The organism is Clostridioides sp. ZZV14-6153 (assembly GCF_020657855.1).
Lineage (GTDB): Bacteria > Bacillota > Clostridia > Peptostreptococcales > Peptostreptococcaceae > Clostridioides.
In genome coordinates this window covers 218,661-243,866 of record NZ_JAGWCZ010000003.1, presented here as the reverse complement: position 1 = coordinate 243,866, position 25,206 = coordinate 218,661, and the positions used below count along the sequence as shown (strand labels likewise).

25 protein-coding genes are annotated in these 25,206 nt (G+C 29.3%); 16 read left to right on the top strand and 9 right to left on the bottom strand.

Features of this window, described 5'->3' with window-relative positions:
- Positions 1-8 precede the first annotated feature (8 nt).
- From KGF46_RS20320 to KGF46_RS06535, 3 genes are read left to right on the top strand one after another with little or no spacing between them, the layout of a single operon-like run.
- The gene (locus KGF46_RS20320; protein WP_413840484.1) at positions 9-1,361 is read left to right on the top strand and encodes a putative bifunctional diguanylate cyclase/phosphodiesterase; all 1,353 of its coding nucleotides are present in this window, start codon (positions 9-11) and stop codon (positions 1,359-1,361) included.
- A 33-nt stretch (positions 1,362-1,394) separates the two neighbouring features.
- A complete protein-coding gene (locus KGF46_RS06540) occupies positions 1,395-4,850 on the top strand; it encodes a PAS domain-containing protein (protein ID WP_227829925.1) in 3,456 nt (1,151 codons plus the stop codon).
- Between the two features lie 16 nt (positions 4,851-4,866).
- On the top strand, positions 4,867-5,661 hold the full coding sequence (locus tag KGF46_RS06535; protein WP_227861875.1) for a YdcF family protein: 795 nt from the start codon (positions 4,867-4,869) through the stop codon (positions 5,659-5,661).
- A gap of 60 nt (positions 5,662-5,721) precedes the next feature.
- Here the strand turns inward: KGF46_RS06535 and KGF46_RS20315 are convergent, their stop codons facing one another.
- A complete protein-coding gene (locus tag KGF46_RS20315; RefSeq protein WP_413840325.1) occupies positions 5,722-5,829 on the bottom strand; it encodes a hypothetical protein in 108 nt (35 codons plus the stop codon).
- 931 nt (positions 5,830-6,760) lie between these two features.
- Here KGF46_RS20315 and KGF46_RS06530 point away from each other — a divergent pair.
- Positions 6,761-7,108: a cupin domain-containing protein gene (locus KGF46_RS06530; RefSeq protein ID WP_227828086.1), complete on the top strand. Its 348-nt coding sequence runs from the start codon at positions 6,761-6,763 to the stop codon at positions 7,106-7,108.
- A 130-nt stretch (positions 7,109-7,238) separates the two neighbouring features.
- Here KGF46_RS06530 and KGF46_RS06525 read toward each other — a convergent pair whose 3' ends face one another.
- Entirely contained in the window at positions 7,239-8,288 is a 1,050-nt protein-coding gene (locus KGF46_RS06525) for an ABC transporter substrate-binding protein (RefSeq protein WP_227861874.1), read from the bottom strand.
- Positions 8,289-8,664: 376 nt separating this feature from the next.
- Here KGF46_RS06525 and KGF46_RS06520 point away from each other — a divergent pair, with 376 nt between their 5' ends.
- The 5 genes from KGF46_RS06520 to KGF46_RS06500 all read left to right on the top strand — a co-directional run bounded on the left by KGF46_RS06520 (position 8,665) and on the right by KGF46_RS06500 (position 14,550).
- Positions 8,665-9,399, top strand: a complete 735-nt coding sequence (locus tag KGF46_RS06520) for a class I SAM-dependent methyltransferase (protein WP_227828075.1) — start codon at positions 8,665-8,667, stop codon at positions 9,397-9,399.
- Positions 9,400-9,573: 174 nt separating this feature from the next.
- Positions 9,574-10,260, top strand: coding sequence for a response regulator transcription factor (locus tag KGF46_RS06515; RefSeq protein WP_227828074.1), 687 nt, complete (start codon positions 9,574-9,576; stop codon positions 10,258-10,260).
- Complete coding sequence (locus KGF46_RS06510) at positions 10,247-11,236, top strand: sensor histidine kinase (RefSeq protein WP_227861873.1); 990 nt, start codon at positions 10,247-10,249, stop codon at positions 11,234-11,236. Before KGF46_RS06515 ends, KGF46_RS06510 begins: the two co-directional genes overlap by 14 nt.
- An 82-nt stretch (positions 11,237-11,318) precedes the next feature.
- A complete protein-coding gene (locus KGF46_RS06505) occupies positions 11,319-11,996 on the top strand; it encodes an ABC transporter ATP-binding protein (protein ID WP_227841658.1) in 678 nt (225 codons plus the stop codon).
- A gap of 7 nt (positions 11,997-12,003) precedes the next feature.
- Entirely contained in the window at positions 12,004-14,550 is a 2,547-nt protein-coding gene (locus KGF46_RS06500) for an ABC transporter permease (RefSeq protein WP_227861872.1), read from the top strand.
- A gap of 229 nt (positions 14,551-14,779) precedes the next feature.
- On the opposite strand, the gene KGF46_RS06495 is transcribed toward KGF46_RS06500, so the two are convergent.
- A complete protein-coding gene (locus tag KGF46_RS06495; RefSeq protein WP_255611304.1) occupies positions 14,780-15,268 on the bottom strand; it encodes a prolyl-tRNA synthetase associated domain-containing protein in 489 nt (162 codons plus the stop codon).
- Positions 15,269-15,656: 388 nt separating this feature from the next.
- Here KGF46_RS06495 and KGF46_RS06490 point away from each other — a divergent pair, with 388 nt between their 5' ends.
- From KGF46_RS06490 to KGF46_RS06480, 3 genes are all read left to right on the top strand, one after another.
- Positions 15,657-16,040, top strand: a complete 384-nt coding sequence (locus KGF46_RS06490; protein WP_227828071.1) for a PBECR2 nuclease fold domain-containing protein — start codon at positions 15,657-15,659, stop codon at positions 16,038-16,040.
- 380 nt (positions 16,041-16,420) lie between these two features.
- Positions 16,421-16,804 carry a YtxH domain-containing protein gene (locus tag KGF46_RS06485; protein WP_227828070.1) on the top strand — a complete coding sequence of 128 codons (384 nt, stop codon included), beginning with the start codon at positions 16,421-16,423 and terminating at the stop codon, positions 16,802-16,804.
- A gap of 2 nt (positions 16,805-16,806) precedes the next feature.
- Complete coding sequence (locus KGF46_RS06480; protein ID WP_227828069.1) at positions 16,807-17,160, top strand: hypothetical protein; 354 nt, start codon at positions 16,807-16,809, stop codon at positions 17,158-17,160.
- 176 nt (positions 17,161-17,336) lie between these two features.
- Here KGF46_RS06480 and KGF46_RS06475 read toward each other — a convergent pair whose 3' ends face one another.
- The 6 genes from KGF46_RS06475 to KGF46_RS06455 form a co-directional block, all read right to left on the bottom strand.
- Entirely contained in the window at positions 17,337-18,128 is a 792-nt protein-coding gene (locus tag KGF46_RS06475) for an N-acetylmuramoyl-L-alanine amidase (protein ID WP_227828068.1), read from the bottom strand.
- Positions 18,129-18,252: 124 nt separating this feature from the next.
- Complete coding sequence (locus KGF46_RS06470) at positions 18,253-18,696, bottom strand: deoxycytidylate deaminase (RefSeq protein WP_227828067.1); 444 nt, start codon at positions 18,694-18,696, stop codon at positions 18,253-18,255.
- 222 nt (positions 18,697-18,918) lie between these two features.
- On the bottom strand, positions 18,919-19,053 hold the full coding sequence (locus KGF46_RS20010) for a hypothetical protein (protein ID WP_021384696.1): 135 nt from the start codon (positions 19,051-19,053) through the stop codon (positions 18,919-18,921).
- Between the two features lie 550 nt (positions 19,054-19,603).
- Positions 19,604-20,404 (bottom strand): ABC transporter permease, encoded by an 801-nt coding sequence (locus KGF46_RS06465; RefSeq protein WP_227828066.1) that lies wholly within the window; start codon positions 20,402-20,404, stop codon positions 19,604-19,606.
- Positions 20,394-20,585: a hypothetical protein gene (locus tag KGF46_RS06460; protein ID WP_255287799.1), complete on the bottom strand. Its 192-nt coding sequence runs from the start codon at positions 20,583-20,585 to the stop codon at positions 20,394-20,396. Before KGF46_RS06460 ends, KGF46_RS06465 begins: the two co-directional genes overlap by 11 nt.
- A 17-nt stretch (positions 20,586-20,602) precedes the next feature.
- Positions 20,603-22,198 carry a recombinase family protein gene (locus tag KGF46_RS06455; RefSeq protein WP_227861871.1) on the bottom strand — a complete coding sequence of 532 codons (1,596 nt, stop codon included), beginning with the start codon at positions 22,196-22,198 and terminating at the stop codon, positions 20,603-20,605.
- 352 nt (positions 22,199-22,550) lie between these two features.
- On the opposite strand from KGF46_RS06455, the gene KGF46_RS06450 reads away from it, so the two are divergent.
- The 4 genes from KGF46_RS06450 (at position 22,551) to KGF46_RS06435 (ending at position 25,125) form a co-directional block, all read left to right on the top strand.
- The gene (locus tag KGF46_RS06450) at positions 22,551-22,727 is read left to right on the top strand and encodes a hypothetical protein (RefSeq protein ID WP_227828064.1); all 177 of its coding nucleotides are present in this window, start codon (positions 22,551-22,553) and stop codon (positions 22,725-22,727) included.
- Positions 22,728-22,945: 218 nt separating this feature from the next.
- Positions 22,946-24,076: a 1-propanol dehydrogenase PduQ gene (locus tag KGF46_RS06445; RefSeq protein WP_227828063.1), complete on the top strand. Its 1,131-nt coding sequence runs from the start codon at positions 22,946-22,948 to the stop codon at positions 24,074-24,076.
- A gap of 241 nt (positions 24,077-24,317) precedes the next feature.
- Positions 24,318-24,668, top strand: coding sequence for a BMC domain-containing protein (locus KGF46_RS06440; RefSeq protein ID WP_169466896.1), 351 nt, complete (start codon positions 24,318-24,320; stop codon positions 24,666-24,668).
- Between the two features lie 7 nt (positions 24,669-24,675).
- Positions 24,676-25,125, top strand: a complete 450-nt coding sequence (locus KGF46_RS06435) for a EutP/PduV family microcompartment system protein (protein ID WP_227828062.1) — start codon at positions 24,676-24,678, stop codon at positions 25,123-25,125.
- Positions 25,126-25,206: the final 81 nt, after the last annotated feature.

Here is a 25,206-nt window from a genome sequence, read left to right as displayed (position 1 = left end):
ATAATTTAATGATAATTACAATTATTGGATGGATTATACTTTCATTTTTGTTTTTAGGTGTTATACTGTACATATTATATTCAAAAGCAAAGAGTCAAAAAACTATAGAAAAAATGGCATATACAGATTTTGTAACTGGTTATTCAAACTGGCGAAAATTTGAGTTAGATGTTAGAAATCTGCTAAAGAAAGCATCACAAAATGATAAACATGCAATGGTTATATTTGATATTGATAAATTCAAAGCAATTAATGATATATATGGTCATAAAAAAGGAAACTCAATTTTAAAAGATATTGCGGATACATTAGATAGTATAACTCATAATAATGAAACTTTTGCTCGTGTGAGTTCTGATAATTTTAATATGTTGTTATCGTATGACACAAGAGAAGATATAATAAATGTTATTAAAAAAATCATTATCAATAATGATGTTGTAAACTTATCTTTTGGAATATATGAAATTAAGGATAAGAGCTTATCTATAAGTGCATATAGTGATAGAGCTTCACTTGCTAAATTATCAATAAAAAATAATAGAGATATAAATTTTGCTTTTTTTAATGACGAGCTAAGAGATAAGTTATTACTTGAAGATAAAATAGAAAAAAAGATGGAATATGCACTTGAAAATAATCAATTCATAATGTATTTACAACCAAAATACAATATTAAATCAGAGAAATTCTGTGGAAGTGAGGCACTAGTTAGATGGCAATATACAGAAAAAGAATTTATATATCCAAGTGATTTTATTCCTATATTTGAAAAGAATGGGTTTATTACAAAAATTGATATGTACATATTAGAACAAGCTTGTAAAGAAATTAGAACTTTATTTGATAAAGGTATTTCACCTTTACCTATATCTGTAAACTTTTCAAGAGTTGATTTTTTTAAAAAAGATTTTATTACAAAAATAGTTAATATATGTGATAAATATAAAATACCATATAGTTTAATAGAAATTGAAATTACTGAATCTAGTATGTTTGGAGATACGGATACTCTGTTTGAGGTAAGTAGAAGTCTACAAGATATTGGATTTATACTTTCGATGGATGATTTTGGGTCAGGATATTCTTCTGTGAATATGCTTAAAAATATACCTTTAAACGTAATTAAACTAGATAGAGGATTTTTTATTGATGATAAGAATATTGATAAAAGTCAAATTGTCATAAAAAGTATAGTTTCGCTTATTAAGCAATTGGGAATAAGAGTAGTTGCTGAAGGAATTGAAACTAAAAGTCAGGTAGAAATGTTAAGAAAAGCAAATTGTGATATTATTCAGGGTTATTATTTTTCAAAACCATTACCAGTTAAAGAATTTGAAAAATTAGTCTATAAAATATAGGTCAATGAATTTTAATTTGGAGGTGGTAAGTAAGTGATAAGAGCAAAATCGTTAAAAAGCGCAATGAGTATTATTTTAATATTTTTATTCACAATAATTTCTTTTTCTGATTTTGCATTTAAAACTAATGTTCAAGAAGAAGAAAACAATAGAGTTAATTTAAAAGAAATATCTTTACAGAGCTCTAATGCCATAAAAATAAAACTAGACAGTTCATTATCATTTGTTAAGAGTGTAGCGAATATGGTTTCATATTTTGATACTATAGATAATCCTGAGATAATTCCATTGTTGGCTAAAATATCAAAGGAATCTGATTTTCAAAGAATTTCTATTGCTTCTCCTGATGGAAGAAGTCATACTAGCGATGGAAAAGTTGTTGATATATCAAATTATAAATATTTTAAGAAAGCAATTAGTGGAGATAGTAATATATCTGAAGTAGTAAAATCTCCTATTGATGGGAAGGATACTTTTGTTATAGCTACACCTGTATATAAAAACAATAAAGTTATTGGTGTTTTATATGGTTCATACTATAATGACAAGTTAGCTGAATTTATTGATATAACAAGTTTCAATAGTGAAGGATATATAGATATATTTGAATCTAGTGGACAATTTGTTTTGAAATCTTCACATACAAATGCTATAGTTGGAGCAAGTAGTAATATATATGATATATTCAAGGAAGCTTCTTTTGATATTGGTTATAGCTATAAAAAAGTATATGAAGATACAAAACATAAAAAGAGTGGCTTTATTTCATATAAATATAAAGGTAAAGAACGTTATGCAACATATACACCAATAGGTGTAAATGACTGGTATGTCCTTTCAGTAATACCACAATACACTGTAAGAAAAAATATTGATAAAATAAATCAATTAGCATTTTCTTTAATTTGTAAAGTGTTCTTATTATTTATTGTACTAATAATATATATCTTTTATAAAAATAATAAATCGCAAAAGCATATTCTAAAAGCTAATAAGGAAATATCATCTATTACAAATAGCATTCCTGGAGGAGTTCAAAAATGTACTGTTGATGAAAAATGTGAGTTTGAATTTTTAAGTGATGGATTTGTTGATTTATTTGGTTATACAAGAGAAGAAATAAAAACACTATTTAATAATAGTTTTTATAAAATAATACACAAAGATGATGTTGAAAGAGTAAAAAAAGAAATTTCTGAACAACTCTATAAAAATAAAACCATTGAATTGGAATACAGAGTTATAACTAAAAGTGGTGATACAGTATGGATAGCTGATAAGGGGGAACTTATAGTAGAACCTAATGGTAAAAAATATCTTTGTTGTGTTACAGTAGACATTACTAAAACAAAACAATTAGAAAAAGAGATGGAACAAAAGAATTTAGAACTTGAAATGGTATCAGAAAATATATTAGGTGGAATACTTATAACAGAATTTGATGAGGATTTTACTATACAATATGCTAACTCTGGTTATCTATCAATGATTGGATATACACGTAAACAGTTAGAAGAGGAACTTCAATATAAATCATGTAATCTTGTTTTTTATGATGATAGAAAAAAGATTCTTGAAAATATAAGGCATCAGTTGATTATTGGAAATATTGCTGTAGGTGAACATAGAATAAAAAAACGCAATGGTAATATTATATGGGTTTCTCTCAAAGGAAGGCTCATTACTGATAGCGATGGTAGTAAAAAAGGAATTTGGATTTTAACTGATATAACTGATTTAAAAAATGCAGAACAAAAACTCAAAATTAATGAAGAAAGATTTAGAATTGCATTAAATCAAACATCAAATATTATATTTGAGTATGATATAAATACAAAATCGCTTGTAAATACTAATAAGAGCATGGGAAATTATAATATTGATAAAATAAATGAAAATGTTCCTTACTCTTTAGTTGAAGCGGGAATTATTTATAAAGATTTTAGTGAAGATTTTATAAAAATGTATGAGAAGATAATAAATGGAGAAAAAACTGCAAGTTGTGTTGTCAAAATAAGAGTTCCAGATGAAGGCTACATATGGAACAAAATTACACTAACTACTATTTTTGATGAAGATGGTAAACCTATAAGAGCTATTGGGATACAAGAAGATATAAGTGAACAAAAAGAAGCAGAAATAAGATATAATCAAGCAGACAAATATCATTCTGCTATATTATCAGAAGCGATAATAACCTATGAAATAAATGTATCAAAGGATATTTTTATAATGGGAAATGAAAATTGGTATCAACAATTTGGAATTAAACCAAGTAATGACTACTCTGAAATTGTGAAGTCTATATCAGAGACTGTTATTCATAAAGATGATAAAGAAGTATTTTTAAATACATTTTTATGTAAACATTTATTAGAAGCCTATAAAAATAATATAAGTGAAATAAAGTTAGAATATAGAAGAATGAATCAAGATGATAAAATGATTTGGGTGCTTTGTACAATGCATTTAATAAAAGATTCTATTACGAATGATATAAAAGCACTTGCTTATATTAAAGACATCGACGAACAGAAAAATGAAGAAATCAAATTAAAATTAAAAGCTGAAAGAGATACTTTGACGGGATTATATAATAAAGGTACTACAGAAAATCTTATTAAAGATTTTCTAAATTCAGAAGAATCAAATTCGGGGATTCATGCTTTCTTTATTATTGATATAGATAATTTTAAATCAATAAATGATAATTTAGGACATGTTTTTGGAGATAAAGTTCTGTATGAAGTTTCTAAACAATTAAAGCCTATATTTAGAAGAGATGATATAGTGGGGCGTATTGGTGGTGATGAGTTTATAGTATTCTTAAAGAATATACAATCTTTTGAAAATGCTAAAAGTAAAGCAGATAAAATATGTAATATATTTAGAAATTCTTATACTGAAAATAAAAAAACGTATAAGATATCTGGTACAGTTGGAATTTCATTTGTACCAGAACATGGAACTGTATTTGAAGAGCTTTATCAAAAAGCAGACATGGCACTTTACTATGCAAAGAGTAAAGGGAAAGATAAGTATGCACTTTATAATGATTGCATATGTGAAAATAAACTCGAAACTAATATAAGTAATGATAGCGTGAAAGAAGAAAATCTTAAAGAGGAAATTGAATATGAGGATTCTAATCTATCACTAAAAGAAGTTCTTGATTCTATTGATAATTATATATATATAGTAAATACGAATACTTATGAACTTCTTTTTGTTAATAACAAGGTCTCAAGTTTAGGTTTAGAAATAAAAATAGGAGATAAATGTTATAAGTCGTTATTAAAATCTAATATTCCTTGTAATAATTGTCCGATTAATGGATTAAAAGAAAATAAAGATTCAAAATTTAAAACGGAGACAAATATATTTGGAGAAAATGTATCGATGGCAAGTTGGATTAATTGGATAGATGGAGAATATAACTGTCTTATAGAGTGCATAGATATTTCTTTATATAAAAATAAAAACAAATAAAAAGGATTATGGAAATATGATTAATTTAATATTGGGTTTAATATTTATAATTTACTATTTCTATCTTAAAATAGTTTTTGGTGGTATTTCATTTAGTGGATTTTTCTTAGTTATAGGAACGCTATTAATTGTTTATCAAATCTTAAAAAAGAAAATTAAAGAAAAGAAGGTTTTTTATAAAGTGCTAAAAATACTAATTAGTGTTTTCTTAATAGTATTCATAATTACTGAAAGCTTAATAATCTTTTATCCTAAAAATAGTTTTGAGACAAAAAGTGATTATCTTTTGATTTTAGGAGCTTCTGTAAAAAAGACTACGCCAAGTACTACATTAAAGGGAAGATTAAACACTGCTTTAAAATATTTAAAAGTTAATAATGAGTGCTATGTAGTAGTATCAGGTGGTAAGGGTAATGGAGAAAATATAACTGAGGCAAAAGCTATGAAGGATTATCTTGTTAAAAAGGGTAATGGAGAAAATATAACTGAGGCAAAAGCTATGAAGGATTATCTTGTTAAAAATGGTATAGATAATAATAGAATAATAGAAGAAGATAAATCTACAAATACTTATGAAAACTTTAAATATTCAAAGCTAAAGATAGAAGAGCATAGTAGAAAAAGAATAAAAGATATAAAAGTAAAAATTGTAACAACTGATTTTCATGTTCTTAGAAGTAAAATACTAGCATCTAGAAATGAATATAAAAATATTGCTTTTTACGCTAGTAAGTCAAAGCTTTCATTTGTTCCGACATATTATACAAGAGAATTTTTTGCAATATGGAAAACAATTGTTTTTGATAGATGAAAGTAGTAGGCGACAAATAAAAATACTAGATATAAATCATAAATTTATATCTAGTATTTTTTATGTAAAAATCCAATAATTATAAAGGAATCCAAATGGTCTGACTCTTGGTTTATTATCTTCAACTGTAGCAAAGTAGAAGATTGGATTTTCTTTAAAAAAATTCATTATTTTTTCCGTAACTAAACCCCCTTTATGTTTTATATTAATATTATGAATATAAAATAAATATTCATAATATTAATATAAATCACTACGAAAATAATTGCAAGTTTATCTTGATTATTTAAAAATATAAATGAAGCTTTCAAAATCCATTTAAGTTTACATAATATAAATATAGTTAACTTTTTAGGCACATTTATAACCCAAGCATCTAATTACACATTTAAATGGATTTTAAGGAATTTTATATGGGATAGGTATAAAACACCGCATGATTTTATAGAATGTATTTAAAATCTAAAATACAAAGAGGTAAATTTTAGATGAAATTTATAAAAAATAAAATTTATGAATTTAATTAAAAAATTAAAAGCGAAGTTTGTTAAAATAAAAAAACAGAAACGCAAATATTTTCGATGGAAATTTATGTAGTATAACTAATTTTTAATTTAAAAAGAATTTGAATGGAAATAAAATTAGATGAACTCTTTATGATAGAAATATGGTATAGCTAAAACAAAAAAATTATAAAGTATAAATAATTCAATGCAAAAACTATTTAGAGTAATAAATTAATATGTTTGATTTCTATAAATTTTAAAAATATAAATACAAAGATAATGTTTATGAGAATCATAAAAAGAGGAAAAATCAATAAAAAAATCCAAAAAAATTACTGACATTTCACTGACAAATAAATAAATTATATTTATGTAAGTATTGAAAAAGCTGCATTTATAAAAAAAGGCATAAAATAGTATATTTTATGCCTTTTTTTTATAAATATATGGATATATACTATTTAAAATATAGTAACACATATTCATTATATTTAGAAAAGAATTTTATTCCTATTGTATATGAGGAGAATACTATTTTTTTATATTGGAATAATAATAGTAAATCTATAATATAGAAAAGAGGTATTTATAGTATGCATGAAAATAAAAAGAATCTATTAGATGGAAGCTTAGCTCAATATAATGATGCAGCAGTACCAAAAATACCAGTATTTGCTGGTAATGATATAACTTCAGAAGTTTATTATTTTAAACCTAATCAAGTTCTTAATGCCCATAGACATCCTAATGGTGAACAAATATTTGTTTTCTTAAAAGGAGCAGGGAAAATGAAACTTGGGGAACATGAATGTGATGTAAAAAAAGGTGACACTGTTTTTGTGCCAACAGGAGAATGGCATGAAATTACTAATGGAAGCAATGAGGAAATGGTTGCTGTTCAAATCACAAAAATCAATGCTGGAGCAGAATACAGAGGATAGATATATAGGTATTCTTACAATACTTTGATTTCTATTTTTTAATATAAACTTTAATCTCACTTATAAAAAGAGTCTTTTAAAAGACTCTTTTTATAAGTTTTGTAAGCTTTTAGTTAAAATTGATACATATTTATTTTATATTTTTTATTGCATTATTTGCAAACTCAGTGTTTACGATGTCTTTATAAGGTGCTTCTTTATCTAATTCCTTAGCTTCTTTCATAACATCCATTAGTTTATTTAAGCCTTCTTCTTTTAATACAGGGTTTTGAGACCATGCATCTATTGACTTATATCTATCTACAACTGTTATTAAATCTTCTAGAGAGATATCTTCAAAGAAAGGTTGCATAGCTTCTGCGATTTCTTTACTAGGAGCTTTTTGAACCCATAATTGACCTCTATAAACAGCATTTGTAAATCTTTGAATTAAATCTTTATTATTTTTCATGTAAGATCTAGTAGTAGAGTAAGCTGTAAATGGTATTTCTCCAGAATCTTTTCCTATAGATGTTACTATATATCCACTACCTTCTTTTTCCATAGCAGTTGCTGTAGGTTCAAATGCTGTTGTAAAGTCACCTTCACCACCTGCAAAAGCTCCAGCCATTACTCCAAATTGTACATCAGTTCTTACATTAACATTGCCTGCTTTTAAATTTTCTCCAATAGTAAGCCCTTTGTCTTTTAAAACATATTCAAAAGTCATTAATGGAACTCCACCTTTTCTACCACCTAATATTTCTTTACCTTTCAAATCATCGTAGGAGAAATTAGGCATTTTTTCTCTAGCAACTAAGAAACTCCCATCTCTTTTAGTTAATTGAGCAAAGTTTACAGCATAATCGTTTTTGTTTTGATTATATACATATATGGAAGCTTCAGGACCCATTAAGCCTACATTTGCTTCACCTGAAATTAAAGCTGCCATAGTTTTATCCGCACCTTGAGTATTTATAAGGTCAACATTTATTCCTTCATCCTCAAAAAATCCTTTTGTAATAGCAGCATATTGTGGAGCATAAAAAACAGAATGAGTAACTTCTGCAATAGTTACTTTATCTAAGTCTTTAGCTGAATCAGAGTTATCATTTTTATCGTTAGAGTTAAAATCACATCCAGTTAAGCATATTGTACTCATAACAATAGAACTTGCAATTGCGATTATTTTTTTAAACATAATAAATACCTCCTATAAGACATCCGAATAATATATAATATTAAATATTTATTGTAGTTGTTACAAAAATACATATATATAGAATTTATTTCTACAAGAATTTAAAAATAATTTTTATGTTTGATTTCAAGTAATCAACTATATTAAATAGATTGTATTGATTATTTGTAAATTAAGATATAAAATTAAAACAGTAATATTTTTATATAAATTATATAGGCATAAAGTTTATTAATAATAGATATTAAATTAATCCATATAAACAATAATTTAATTCTATAAATTTAAAAATATTTTTATGTAAGATAGTGAAAGTTTACATTTTATACTCTAACGAATATATTTAAACAAGTACAGTTAAAATGGAGGAAATTAAATGAAAAAAAATAAATATGACAATGATGAATTTTTTGGCAAATACAGTAATATGGACCGCTCTAAAAAAGGGCTTGAAGGTGCTGGAGAATGGCACACTCTAAAAAAAATGTTACCTGATTTCGAGGGAAAAAGAGTATTAGATTTAGGGTGCGGTTTTGGATGGCACTGTCAATATGCAGTTGAAAATGGTGCAGAGTCTGCTATTGGAATTGATATTTCAGAAAAGATGCTAAAAGAAGCAAGAAATAAAACAAAATCTGATAATATAAAATACATATGTATGCCTATTGAAGATATAGATTTCCCAAAAGATTGTTTTAATGTAGTAATTAGTTCTTTGGCTTTTCATTATATTCAATCATTTGAAGAGATATGTAAAAATATAAGTAATTGTCTTTCAAGCGGAGGAGATTTTGTATTTTCGGTTGAACATCCTATATTCACTGCATATGGAACTCAAGAATGGTACTGTGATAAAGATGGAAACAATTTACACTGGCCAGTAGATAACTATTTTACAGAGGGACTTCGAAAATCAAATTTTTTAGGTGAAGAAGTTATAAAATATCATAAAACATTAACTACTTATCTAAATACTTTAGTTAAAGCTGGATTTGAGATATTAGAAATCATTGAACCTCAACCAGAAGAGAAATTATTAAATACAATTCCTGAAATGAAAGATGAATTACGTAGACCTATGATGTTACTTGTTTCTGCAAGAAAAAAGTAATAAAAAATAGTGGAATTTTGGTTGCAAGTGATTATGGGCAAATTGGGGCAAACCTGGATGGTAATCTGCCGTTGCTCTGCTATGCGGATTAAGTGGGCAAAAAAATGAGGAATATGTGGTTTGTTTCAGCTAACAGACTACATAGTAGTATAAACTAAAGGATGGTGAAAATAAATGAAACGAATATTTTTGGTTGAGGATGATAAGGCAATTGCTAAAAATCTTATGCTTTTGCTACAATCGGAGGGATTTACAGTTACCCACGCTCCTACGCGAGGTGAAGCTATTGCCACACTTGCCAGTAATAAGTTTGACTTGGCATTGATTGATATTTCCTTGCCTGATGGAAATGGCTTTACAGTTTGCACGGAAATTAAAGAAATGCAAGATGTTCCCGTTATCTTTCTGACAGCTTCAGGCGATGAGGCGAGTGTTGTTACTGGACTGAATATAGGGGCAGATGACTATATAACCAAGCCTTTTCGTCCGCGTGAATTGATTGCGCGAATTGGAACTGCCCTACGAAAAAGCGGACGTTCAGAATCGGCTTTTGAAATCTGTGGACTTCATGTAGATATGGCAAGTGGTGTCGTGAAAAAAAATGGAAATGAGGTTTTTCTTTCAGCTTTAGAGTACCGCTTGTTGTTGGTGTTTATCAGTAACCCAAAAAGTATTATTACAAGAAGCAGGCTACTTGACGAATTATGGGACGCGGCGGGTGAGTTTGTCAATGATAATACATTGACTGTGTACATAAAGCGCTTGAGGGAGAAGATAGAGAGTGACCCAGCAAACCCACAAATAATTCTGACCGTTCGTGGTACAGGATATAGATTGGGGGGCGGTTATGCTTCGGAATAGAGAGTTTAAGAAGTTTGCCATTTTATTCTCTTTAATGGCTGTCACCACTGTAACACTTGGATTTGCAATAAATATGGCTGCGGGAATCCTTGCCATTGCTTCTGTTACTGCTTTTGGCATAGCGTTTTTCGCTTTTACCAAAGCTCGATATGAAAGCATTGCACAGATTTCAAATCAAATCGATCTTGTGCTTCATAATGATGACCATCTGTATATTGGTGAATCGGATGAAGGCGAACTTTCCATTCTGCACAGCGAGATAACAAAAATGACGCTGTGTATTCGGGAACAAAATGATGCGCTAAAAAAAGAAAAAGAACATCTTGCCGATTCGTTAGCTGACATAGCCCACCAACTCCGCACACCTCTCACATCTGCGAACATTATTCTGTCATTGCTATCAAATAACCCTGATGAAAATCAACGAAAAGCATTAGTGCGGGAAACAGAGGAATTATTTGTACAGATGGATTGGCTGATTACTTCCCTATTGAAATTATCTCGCTTGGACGCAGGTATTGTAGTTTTCCAAAGCGAGCAGATAGATGTGAACAACTTGATATGCAACTCACTTCGACCATTTCTAATCCCAATTGAACTGCATAACACTGCTTTGCAAATAGACGTGTCTAAAGGAATGATTATTCAGGGCGATTCAGGTTGGCTTTCGGAAGCAATTCAAAATATTCTCAAAAATTGCATAGAAAGTGCAGGTGATAGTGGGAAGATTGAGATTGTTTGTGAGGACAACCCACTGTTTACTGAAATTGCTATCCATGACAGTGGAGCAGGCTTTGAAAAAGAAGATTTACCCTACTTGTTTGACAGGTTTTATCGTGGGAAAAACTCAGAAGCCACAGGATATGGAATTGGATTGGCTCTCTGTAAGATAATTATAACACGTCAGGGTGGGACGATTACCGCAAAAAATCACCAACAAGGTGGCGCGATATTTGTCATTCGTTTCCCAAAGTGACTAATCTCTCACCTGAAAGTCACAGAGATGTAAGTTGAAAGTTATATTATATGGGTAAACCATAAGAAAGGAGACTTACATAATGGAGTTCTTAAAAATTGAAAATCTATGCAAGGTCTACGGCAAGGGCGAGAACCAAGTTACTGCACTTGACAATGTTTCACTTACAATAGAAAAGGGGGAGTTTACCGCAATCATAGGTTCATCTGGCTCTGGAAAATCTACATTGCTTCACATCATCGGTGGAGTGGACGTACCAACAAGCGGAAAGGTGTATTTGGACGGGCAGGATGTATACGCCCAAAGCAATGAAAAGCTAGCCATTTTCCGCAGACGACAAGTCGGTCTGATTTACCAGTTTCACAACCTCATTCCCACTCTGAATGTTGTGGAAAACATCACTTTACCTATACTGATGGACAAGCGAAAGGTCAACGAGGAACGCTTGAATGACTTGATGAATCTGCTTGGGCTAAAAGACCGTAAAACACATTTACCCAATCAGCTTTCTGGAGGTCAGCAACAGCGAGTTTCCATAGGACGTGCTTTGATGAACGCTCCAGCGGTCATGCTTGCTGATGAACCCACAGGCAGTTTGGATAGCCGAAATGGTCATGAAATTATCAATCTACTGAAATTAAGTAATAAAAAATATCGTCAAACCCTTATCATCGTCACACATGACGAAAATATAGCCCTGCAAGCAGACCGCATTATCTGCATATCAGATGGCAAAGTGACACGAGATGAGAGGAGGTAGATAGGTCATGAACATTTTCAACAAAGTTGCTCTGCAAAACATGAAAAAGAGGCGCACACGAACGATTGTAACGGTTATCGGAGTTGTTCTGTCTGCTGCCATGATTACAGCAGTTGCTACACTTGCCATTTCCCTGCAAAACTATATGGTAAATGGCTCGATTGAGAAGTATGGCGATTGGCATGTCGAGTTTTTGGACGTTAATCCCTCTTTCGTACAGGAACAGACAGGAAACGATGAAGTTGCAAATACCGCAACATTTGAAAATATTGGCTATGCAACGCTTGATGGCAACAGAAATCCGAGCAAGCCATATCTTTTTATAGCCGGATTCAGCAAAGAAGCCTTTGATACTTTGCCTATAACTTTGATTTCTGGAAGATTACCTGAAAACAGTGGTGAGATTCTTGTTTCTGGGAAAGTTGCAACAGACGGTGGCGTCAAATTCGCGGTGGGTGATACTATTTCCTTGCCCGTGGGAAACCGTATGAATGGAAATAAGAAGCTTAGTCAGAGTGATCCATATACTGCTGGGGATGAAACTCTTGTGTCACAAGGCGAGAGAAGCTATACAGTTGTTGGTACCTACCGAAAGCCTGTATTTGAGGAATCTTCCGCACCAGGATACACATTGATAACCAAAGCGGATGCACAAGTCAAAGCGGATAGCCTCAGCCTGTTTGTCACGTTGAAAAATCCACATAAGGTTCATTCCTATACAAGAAACACTGGAGACCATGCTTACGTTTTAAATGATAATGTGTTACGTTTTATGGGCATTTCCGACAACAACTTGTTCAATATGCTTTTGTACTCAGTTGGGGGTATTGTGGTCGCCATCATCATGCTCGGCTCGATTTTTCTAATCTATAATTCGTTTAACATGTCGTTGAACGAACGCACACAGCAGTTCGGAATCCTTTCATCTGTTGGAGCAACAGCAAAGCAGCTACGTAATTCGGTGCTGTTTGAGGGTCTTTGCATTGGTGCTGTTGGAATACCGATTGGTGTTGCGGTTGGTATAGTCAGTATTGGGCTTGTGATTTCTGTTATCGCAAAAAATTTTGCAAATGTTCTCTACACCAACGTCTCTTTGACCTTGACGTTGTCCATCCCCGCAATCGTCGTTGCGGCAGTGGTCAGCATGGTTACCATCTTAATCTCGGCTTATATTCCGGCCAGAAAGGCCGCTAGCAAACCAGTGATGGAGTGTATTCGCCAGACGAACGAGGTAAAAATCGAATCCAAAGCCGTGAAGATATCAAAGCTCGCACAGCGTATTTACGGTCTGGAGGGAACTCTTGCACTGAAAAATTTTAAAAGAAACAAGAAACGCTATCGTAGCATTGTGTTGTCGCTTGTTTTAAGCATAGTGCTGTTCATATCAACTAGTGCTTTGGTAGCAGATCTGAAACGGGTTTCAAATCAGGCGTCAGAGGTTACTGACCAGGACATCATTTTTTCCACACAGGATATGAATGACAGCAAAATGCTACAGCTTTACGATAAACTGAAGACTGCCAATGGTGTTTACGAAGGCTTGTATCAAGAACTTATGACCTATTCATGCGTTGTTAAAGTAAGTGAACTTACAGATGATTACTTGAACTATGAGGGTTCACATTCGCCACATGAAACGGTTGATATGCCAGTAGATATACAGTTTCTTGATGACAGTACTTATCTCAATATTATCAAAGATTTGGGGTTGCCAAAAGAAGAATATACTGGGCAAAATGCAAAAATGATTGCCGTTTCCATGATGGTGGAGGATGACCATACTATTGATATCTTCACAAATTCTTCTACGAATGTTGACCTTACTCCTGAAACCAATGACGATTCAAAGGTGTCCAAGAGACAAAACGTAAACATTACGTTTGTCAAAACCGTGCCACCAGATTCTCCCCCAGGCATCAGAAACTCCAAGATGAGAAAAGCCTCCTTCAGAGTGCTGGCACCTTATTCTGTCAAAGATGCGTTTGAGACTCCAAATGCTTCTACAGGAATTAAAAGTCTGAGCTTTCAATCAAAGAATCCCACTCAGTCAGTTGCAGAAATAGAGAAAATCATCGAGAGTGAGGGGATTACAGCCGAGTACAACCTGTACAATATGTATGGAATGATGGACGAAAACCGCAATTACATCTTCATTGCCAACGTGTTCGCCTATACTTTTATCATTATGATCTCACTGATTGCAGTCGCCAATGTGTTCAACACAATTTCCACAAATATTAAGCTGCGCCGTCGTGAGCTTGCCATGCTTCGCTCTGTGGGAATGTCTGAACGCGATTTCCAGAAGATGATGAATTTTGAGTGTGCCTTTTATGGAATGAGGGCTCTGCTCTTTGGACTTCCTATAGCGGTAATTTCTTCCTGGCTAATTCATAAAGGAATGGTCACGGATGATATAGATTTTGTACTTCCATGGGCCAGCATCGGAATCAGCGTATTTGTCGTTCTCTTTATAGTGTTCATTACAATGTTGTATGCCATTAGTAAGATAAAAAGAGAAAATATTATTGATGCACTTAGGGATGATATGACTTAATAGAAAATTAAAGAAACATCTGTGTGATTGAGTTCAAATGATTCACAATCGTTCCGAAAGGCGATTTAGACATTGAAAATACAGAATTCATAATATAGAAGTAATGTGAATTAGATTAGGGGTTCTTATGAACCCCCTTTCTATTTTTTGTATAAAAAAGGAGATAATTCAAATTTTTATTTTGAGACATCCCCTTTATCTATTTTTTATTATATGTAAAATAATAAACTTATACTTCTACATAGTATATTTCATTTCCATTTTCTTCTATAAGCTTTTTTAAATCTTCAAACTTTAAAAATACAGTAGCAGTATTGTCATTTGGATGTATACCTATTTTATCCATTTTTAATAAATCTTTATCAAATACAATTTTTACAATAGCATCGGTATCATTTAATATACCAAAAGGTGTTACAGCTCCCTTAGTAAGTTTTAGATATTTTTCAAGTCTTTCTTCAGAAGCAAAACTAAGAGGTTTACTATCAATTTTTTGGCGTATATCCTTTAAATCTGCTTTTTTATCCTTACCTAAGACAACTAAAAAGTGCTCTTTACCCTTAGAATCGCGAAGGAATAAATTTTTTACAACAAACTCCATTTGTAGTGTTTTTAATTGTTCCATTTCATCAATTGTATAGACTGCAGGATGATTTACAATTTCATAAGATATATTTAATTCATCCAATTTTTTATATACTTCTTGTTGAGCGTTCATAATTTCCTCCTATTGGTAATTTATTTGATATATAAAAATAATATTATCAAATTTTAGCCCCTATAGCTTTGCGTTACTAGATTTCCCTAGTTTTGCCTAATTTCATTTTAATTCTTACTATTATAATAATTCAGAATATATATATTTTCAAGTAAAAAATTATATATATATAATATAAGCTTTAAAAATTAAAAATTTTCCAAAAATAATTTGAAAATAGAGACTTAGTTACCATTTATAAATCATATAAAAAGAGGTTATATAAAGTCAGATATGAAAAAACTATATTATACTATCTTTTCTTTTTGGAATAAACTATACTTTAAATATAGATATTTAAATTTAATAATTTTAGCAGTAAATTATCTTAGAAAGGAATGTGCTTTATATGTCTACAGACAAAGTTGTTGGAATCATAGATGAAGAATTAGCTGAACTCGCTGGAATTAAATATACTGGTAAAATTTATGCTTCTTCTGGTGTTATAAAACATATAAAGAAAAAACATAGAGGTCAATTAAGTAAAGACATTTTTAACGATATACTAGAAACTATAAAAACAGTGCTCAAATCTCCTGAGTATATAGGAAGTCATCCTAAAAAACCTGGTAAAAGTGTAGAATTTGTAAAAAAACTTGATAATTATATATTAGTTGCTACAGAACTAGATACAAAAAAAGGATATCTATATGTCTCTTCATTATATGCCATAAAAGAAGCAAAATTAGAAAGTAGAATTAGTAGTGGAAGAGTATTACAATATGATGGTTAACATAATATTATTAATTTTTCCTAAAGCATTGAAAAATATTGTCAAATAGCTTATAATATAAATATATATGTAAATATTTATTAATTAGATTTGAGGTTGGAAAAGGCACCCAATACGCTACTTATAGAGTAGTTAATAGAGATGCAGGATACGCCGCCCTGCCAAGTCTAATTAAATTTAAAAGAGAGGATTAATTCCTCTCTTTTTGTTTTTTAAAATTAATTTATTTAAAAGGGTGAAAAAATATGGAGATATTTAGCACAAAAGAAATACTAGAAAGAATTTTTTATTAGTTTTTAAAAATTTAGTTAGAAACTATATCATTATGGAAAAAAATGTATTATAATATGTAGAAATATTATAATAAGGAGCGATTGGATATGAGTTTATCAAAAAAAATAGAAGATAAAAGAAAAGCTAAACAAAGAGCTGAAAAAGCCAAACAAGCTAAAATTGCAACAGCTGGTGTCGTATTAGGAGCTGTTACTGGTGCAGTTGGAGGAGTATTACTAGCACCTAAATCAGGAAAAGAAACAAGAGAGGATATAAAGGATGCATCTCAACAAATTGCTGATAAAATAAACATGAAAACAGTGGATGCAAAAGGTAAAATATCTGAAAAATTAGAAGACAGAAAAGGAAATTTCATTGAATCAAAGCAAAAAATAAGAAATTATATAGATAATAAAAAACGAGTTGAAGATTCTAGCGAGGAAGATAGAGTAATAGACATTATTGAGCCAGTAAGTGCCACTGAGGAATAATAATGAATAACACAATAACAATTAATATTAGTATAATATATGTATTATTAGCTATACTTGGGTGTATCGCTTTAATTTATTTAATTATTGTACTTGCTAAATTACATAAGATTTTAAACAATGTTGGAAATGTATTAAATGAAAATACTCAAAATATAAATACAACTTTAAATAATCTTCCTAGTGTTGTAGATAGTTTTGGAGAAGTAGGCGAGAATATGAAAGATGTAACAGAAGCTGTTACTGAAGTTACAGCAGACTTTCTTGTTACTAAAGATAGTGTCAAATCAAACATGGATGTCATAGTTGATATATTAACTATAATTAAAAATGTTTTTTCAGATAAAAAATATTAATACTATAAGCTTTAGTATTTCTGTAAATTTAAAACCTTACTAAACTAATTTTTTAGAAAATATTTTATAAAGTATGAATAAATAAAGATGTATCTATTGATGAATAAACATAATAAGTAGATACATCTTTTTATTATATTTTTTGTAAAATAAACAATATTTAAATATTATTTATTTTATAATTTACCTATTTGTCTTAATGCTAATTTTACAGTTTCATATCTATCAGCACCATTTATTATTACATCACCTTTTACAAGATTATTAGCTTCTCCACCTACAACATAAACTTTTTTGCCTAAGCCTTGTTTATAGCTAGATGCTTCTACTACTAAAGCATCTTTCAATTGCCAGTATAAAATTTGAGCAGCAACTTTATCAGCGTCACCCTTATAAACTATTACATTTTCATACACTTTATCTCCCCCTTGAGAATTTGATATAGATTTATTTAATATTCCTTCTGCTATTAATTTAGCAACTTTATCTTTATTATTAACATAGTAATCTGTATCTACTTTACTATCTACAAAGCATACTTCTATTAATATTGCTGTTGAGTTAGTGTGATTAAGCCAATAAAGACCTCTAACATCAGCCTTTGCACCCCTATTTTTAAATACCGTAGCTAATTTAGAATTTACTTTTTCTGCATATGTCTTTCCATTATTGCTTTTATATATTGTTTCTGTACCTTCTGGAACTGAAGTTATGACATTTGCATTAAAATGAATTTGAACAGCTAAATCAGTTTCTTGCTTATTTGCTATAGCACATTGGTCAGCTAAATGATTATCTGACTTATCAACCCTTCCTGTATAAACAGTAGCCCCGCCTAATTTAAGCCATTTAACTACTAAGTCACTTATTATTCTTGTCTCTTTACCTTCGTTTATATATCCAACAGCTCCTGTGCCTTTTCCAGTTAAAGTGTGCCCTGGTATTACTACTACCTTCAAATTATACATCTCCTTTATGATTAAATTTAACTTCTATTTAATATATGCGCTATTTAAAATTTTGTTTCTTTTTATACTTTAATTATCTAATATAAAGTATTTTGTAAAATTATAGAATAATAGGTAGTAAGTATTAAAATTGCAGTTTTGTATATAACACATTGCTTGATTGTAATAATCTCAAGGCATATTCATCCATCCTATATCCAGTTTTATAGTAGATATGTTTAATTCCAGATTGAATTATAGCCTTAGTACAATTTAAACAAGGAAAATGAGTTACATAAATAGAACAATCTTTAACTGGTATACCTTCTTTTGCACAATAATAAAGTGCATTTTGTTCAGCGTGAATGGTTCTGATGCAATGTCCATCTCTCATCTCGTGGCCAACTTCACTACAGTGATTATCTCCAGATATACTACCATTATATCCAGTAGATACGATTCTATTTTCTGAATTGACGATTATTGCACCCACATAAGCTCTATCACAAGTACCTCTTTCAGCTACTGTCTCACATAATCTCATAAAATACTCTTGCCATGAACATCTATTTTCAAGTTTATTTTCCAAACTAAATACCTCCAAATCTTATATTTAATATATAAGATTTATACCTTAAAAATAGTATTAAAAACAAATTTATTTTATAGCTAAAAGTATAAAAGATAAAATAAACTTCAAATTATTTTTTTAATAATTAAATTCTATTACATTAAACTTTTTTATAAAAATTTCATCATAAAGTATGAAAACTGTCTCAATAAAATCAAGACAGTTTTTTATAATCAAAATTTATAATACAAGTTCATATTTTTCTTTAAACTCTTTTACAGCTTCAGGCCATGCCTTTTGTTCTGTGATACCTTTTTCTTTAGCTATTTTAATTGCAATTTTTCTTATCATTGCAGCTCCTTCTAATATTCCCATTTTTAATCTCCCTTCAAATATCTTTTTGTATAGAATATAAATAGTGCTGAAATTTCTTACATATTACATCTACAATATCTATACAACATATAACTTATGAATTCCTTTTATTTTCATACGCCTTTAACCGACATATAATTATATGCATTAATACTTAAAATTATGAATTTGATAGTAATTATTTTTTGTCTTTCATACACAATTGTGTAAGTTTCAAAATAGGGTAATTGGTATTTTAATTGTTCTATTACTTTACAATATACTCAATAAAAAATAAGATTGTATGACACATTTCCAGATATTATAGAAAGATGAATTGTACTATTGGATTTAGTGTATAAAATCAGTGAAAATCTAACTTGTTTTACTTATTTTATACACTAAAAACTGTAGGTAAATTTGTTTTATATTTCTCACAAATATTCCTACAGTTTCAAATATTAAAGTTATACAGTTATAATTTTTTGATTGTACAATTAAAGTGCTTCTAAAAAACTATCCTATAGTATAAATACTAGGATGATTAAATTTACTAAATAAGATTTTTTATTTATCTAGAATTGTATATTTTTTCGATAATGTTGACTACAGCATACATTGCCCATGCACAAATAGCTAATACAAATACACCCATCATTACCAAATCTAGCTTAAATACTTGACTACCATAAACTATCAAGTATCCTATTCCATATCTTGATACCAAAAATTCTCCTACTATAACACCTACCCAAGCCATACCAATATTAATCTTAGTTAAGTTTATTAAATTTCCTGTATTTGCAGGTAATATAAGTTTAAATAGGATTTGTGATTTGCTAGCTCCAAAGCTCTTTAACATCTTAATTTTTTCTTCATCTATATTAATAAAGTAATTATAGGCTGAAAGTATGGTAACAACAACAGAAATAGTTACAGCTGTTACTACAATTCCTTCTATTCCAGCACCAACCCAAACTATAATTATAGGAGCTAAAGCAGTCTTAGGAAGAGCATTTAAAACTACCAAAAATGGGTCTAATATTTTTGATAATTTTTCTGACCACCAAAGAGCAATTGCTACTAGAATACCTAAAACAGTTCCTATAACAAGACCAAGAACTGTTTCATATACAGATACTCCAATATGTTTAAATAGTTGGCCACTAGATGCATATTGAATAAACAAATTGTAAATATCACTTGGTTTACTGAATAGAAAAGTATTTATAACATTTAAATCAGCTAAAATCTCCCAAATTATAATAAAACCAATTAAAATTAATAGTTGATAAAATAATACATTTCTTTTTTCTCTTTTTACACCTTTAATATAGTTTATATATCCTTCAGATCTTTTATTAAGCCTCATGTGTATCTAGCTCCTTCCATAATATGTCGAAATACTTTTGAAAATCGGGAACTTTACGTGTTTTGAGAGGCGTTTTTGTTCCATCCATATTAAGTTCAATGTCATAAATATTTTTTATAGTAGCTGGTCTTTTAGATAGTATTGCAACTTTATCTGATATGCTTATTGCTTCTGCCATCACTACAGAAGTGCGACCTATCAGACAACAGAAACTAAGTCATCCATGTCAGCACCCATATAAACAATACTAAGAGCACCACTAGAACTATCCCAAACTATAGAATCAACAAGAGTAGAAAGCAATAACTTCTTATTATCCAGATTAGCATTATCAACCATATCATTAAACTTTTCTAAATTACTAACAACAATATCTAAATTAACACTGGCATTTTTAATATCAACACTTTTATCTTCTAAGTTTCTAAACCTAATCCTTAATTCTTCAATTTCATTATTTAAACTTTCAATCTGAGAGATAATATAATCAGAAGCAACACTACCAGTATTTTTAGCAAGCTCCATAACCAAATTCCCAATGCTCTTTTCCTTATCCTCAATAGAATTCCTAAATATATCAATCTCATTTTTAACGCTATTTGATACATCATCAACTTTAATCTTATTTTCATGAAAAGCATCTATAATAGATTCAACATTACAATTTTTAATTCTTTCAATAATAATATCTTCAACTAAAGGCCCATTAAGATTTTTACAATTACAGGCATCAACACCGAGATTCTTTTTAGTACCACATACATAATAATACTTTAATTCTTCATCAGTTCGTTTACCTTTATAAGTAATTCTCATATTAGAACCACACTTAGAACATTTTAAAAGTCCTGATAATAAAGCAACTTTACCAGTAGCAGTTCTTGGACTCTTATCACGATTAGCATCAAGTAAACCTTGAACTTCAAGCCAAGTAGTAGAATCTATAATTCCTTTATGTTTAGCAATAGCTGCTATAGGTGTAGATGTATTTTTAGCATAAGTAAGTATTCCACATTCATTATCAGGAGTACCGATAACTTCCATATTGTTATTTCTAAGATATTCTACAACAACATCATTAGCTTTCACATAAGCAGGACTTCTAAGTATACCAGATAATGAACTAGGGTCAAATTTACCACCACGAGGACCCTTTATTCCATTGTGATAAACATATTTGTATAATTGAGATAGAGACCTAAGTTCTAGATACTTAGCATAAACTATTTTAACAACTTCCATTTCACCATCACTAACTTCTAACTGATACATGCTTCTTTCTTTTAGGTTTTCATCTAAGTATTTAATCTTTTTACTGCTAAATCCATGAGGAGTTTTGCCACCTAGCCATCTTCCAGTACGAGCAAGTTCATACATATTATCTTTTATACGTTCAGCTATTGTTTCTCTTTCAAGCTGTGCAAATACACTAGATATAAACATCATAGCTCTTCCCATTGGGGTAGAAGTGTCAAATTGCTCTTTGATAGATATAAAAGATATATCTAGTTTATTTAGTTTTTCTATTAAAGTAGAGAAGTCAGATACATTTCTTGATATTCTATCTAATCTATAGCACACAAGATAATCAAACTTTTTTGCTTTCGCATCTTGCATCATTTTCTTAAATTGAGGTCTATCTATATTACCACCGCTAAAGCCTTCATCTTCATATATTAAAAAATCTTTTATACCAACAGACTTAGCATAGTCCATACATAGTTGTATTTGATTTTCTATAGATTCACCTTTACCAGTAAACTTTGATTTTCTTGAATAAATTGCAGCTTTCAAAATTAAAACCTCCTATAAGTTAGGTAGTTATTTATATTGTATTCAATGCTAAAAAAATACCATAACTTTTAACAATATCATAAATCTATTCTTTATAATATATGACTATTTATTTCTTTTATTTCTTTGCTTTTTAAATTCTAAATCAGTTTTATCAGTCTCTTAGATTTTACTTCTATATCACGAAAAATCTAGTAAATAATCAGCAGATACATTAAATTTAGTACTTAGTTGTATCAGGACAAATCTATAACTTCATAAACTAATATAAAAAGTTATAATCTAAATGATTTTATAAGGAAGAATTTTTAAAATTAAGCCTTATAGCAAAAACTTTGTAGGAGGTTTGTGTATGGAAATCAAAGTTATAGAGATTTTTCCTAAAGATGAGGCTAAACTTAATGAAATAGAAATGGCTAAAGCTAGATGGTTTGTAAATATAGTAAGCAAAAAATATTCTAAAGAAGTTTTGGATAAAGCTTTTAATACTTTAGAAGAAGACTTAAAAGTAAGTAAAACTGATGCATAAATTTCGATTATTGATTTAGAAAATTAAAGATTAAATATAAAAAAGAGATATACAAATGAGAAAATATCTAGATGTATTTTATATACTATTAACTTGACATTAGATTAATCAAATAGTATATTTTAATATAACACAATGAAGTGTTAAAAGAGCAAAGGAGCTCCATAGATTTTATCTATGGAGCTTTTTTGTGCATTGAATTTAAGGAGGAGATAAATTTGAATAACTTTGAAATTAAAACCAAAATAAAATTTGGAGAAGGAGCATTAAAAGCACTACAAGAATTAAAAGATAAACATGTATTAATAATAACAGACCCATTTATGGTTAAATCAAAAACAATAGATAAAATAACATTTAACTTAATAAATTCAACATATCAAGTTTTTGAAGAAATAGTACCAGACCCACCAATAGAAACAATAGTAGCAGGAGTAGAAAAATTTAAATCTATGAATCCAGATATAATAATAGCATTAGGAGGAGGTTCTGCTATAGATGCTGCAAAATCTATAATGGATTTTTCTAAAAAAATATTAAATGCTAATGATATAGAATTTATAGCAATACCAACAACAAGTGGAACAGGTTCAGAAGTAACATCATTTTCTGTAATAACAGATAATCAAAAAGGGTGTAAATATCCATTAGTAAGTGATGATTTACTTCCAAATATGGCAATACTAGACCCAGAACTTGTAAAAACTGTACCAAATTTTATAACAGCAGATACAGGTATAGATGTATTAACACATGCAATAGAGGCTTATGTATCCACAAATGCTAATGATTTTTCTGATGCACTTGCTGAAAAAGCTATAAAATTAGTATTTAAGTATTTATTAAAAGCATACAAAGATGGAAATGATATAGAAGCTAGAGAAAAAATGCACAATGCATCTTGTTTAGCAGGTATGGCATTTAACCAAACATCACTTGGTATAAATCATTCTATAGCGCATGTATTAGGCGGAAAATTTCATATACCACATGGAAGAACAAACTCAATATTACTTCCACATGTTATAGAATATAATTCATCAATAATAGGATATACCAACATAGCTTACTCAGATACAGCTATAAAATATGCACAAATAGCAGAATTAGTAGGGTTTGGTAATGGTAATATAAGAATAGCTGTTAAAAACTTAGTAAATGAAATAAAGAAACTGCAAAAAGAAATGAATATGCCAACTAAATTGACACAGTGTAAATTAAGTCTAGAAGATATAATTAATGAAGAGAGAGAAATAGCAAGGCTTGCCATAAAAGATACTTGTACATTAACCAACCCTAAGGTACCAACTGAAGAGGATATAATAAACATATTAAATAATATTAAATAACTACATTTTATTACATGTAAACATAATATTATACAAATAGGGAAAATGTTTTTAAAAATATAAATTATATATTGACAAATATAAAGCAGAAAACTATAATAAAGGTATCACAAAGGTGTGATATTTTAGTAAAAAAGCAATGGAGCTTCTTAGGAATATTAATATTATTCTTATGGAGCTCCTTTTATTTTTAGCAAGTAATTTTTTAATAAACTATACTTAAAGAAAGCAGGGAATAAATTTGGCTGAAGAATCTAAGCAAAGAGTTATTCAAGAATATGTTCCTGGAAAACAGGTTACATTGGCACATATAATAGCCAATCCTAATGAAGATATATATAAGAAATTAGGATTAGTGCTTGATAAAAAAGATGCGATAGGAATACTCACAATAACACCAAGTGAAGCATCAATAATAGCAGCAGATGTTGCTACAAAATCTTCAAATGTATCTTTGGGGTTTATAGATAGATTTAGTGGTTCTGTAGTAATATCAGGTGATGTAAGTTCTGTAGAATCAGCATTAAATGATGTTTTAGAAGTTTTAGGAAATATGTTGAACTTCTCATCTACTAAAATAACAAGGACATAATAATACAATGAAAAATATAATTTTTATGGGAAAAACAGGAAGTGGTAAAACCACTTTGTGCCAAAAACTAGACCAATTGGAATTGAAATACAAGAAAACCCAATCAGTAGAACTTTACAATGATGCAATAGACACTCCAGGTGAATATATGGAAAATAGAAGCTTGTACAATGCATTGATAACAACATCTGTAGATGCAAAAATTATAGCAATAGTATATGATGCTACACAAGAAGAAAATTATATAGCACCAGGATTTGCAAGTATGTTTTGTAAAGATGTAATAGGAATTATAACCAAAATAAATATGTCTACTGAAGATGAAATTAATATAGCTTATGAACGATTATCACTAGCAGGAGCAAGTCAAATATTTAAAATAGATACAATTGATGGTATAGGACTTGAAAAATTGTTTGAATATCTAGAAAAATCTAAAAAAATAGACGAAATTTAGGGGAAAATATTTTTTTAACTCAAAAATATGATAGAATTAAATTAAACAGAGAGTTAAATAAAATATAAATTTAGCATTTTA